Raw genomic sequence first — 237 nt, forward strand, 5'->3', positions numbered from 1 at the left:
GGTGAGGTCCGCCCGGCGGGCCTCCCACCCGGCCAGCCAGCCGCCCGCGTCCTGAAGGATCTCCTCGTCGGCGCGCGCCTGCCGCTCCAGCACGGAGCGTTCGCGGGTGATCTCGGCGCTGCGCCGCTCGGCCCGCCGCGCTGCCTCGAGTCCGCCGAGCTCCTCGCGCAGCCGCCGCTCCAGCGCGGACAGGTGCTCCGCGCCCGCGTCGGCCAGGTCGGGCGGCAGCAGCTCGCG

General features: G+C 79.3%; 1 protein-coding gene. It reads right to left on the reverse strand.

Going from position 1 to position 237, the window contains the following annotated elements; genetic code table 11:
* Positions 1-237: hypothetical protein (locus J7E93_RS20470; protein ID WP_215071361.1), on the reverse strand; the 237-nt coding region annotated here is incomplete at both ends.

Origin of the sequence: Streptomyces sp. ISL-36, assembly GCF_018614205.1 — a bacterium.
GTDB lineage: Bacteria > Actinomycetota > Actinomycetes > Streptomycetales > Streptomycetaceae > Streptomyces.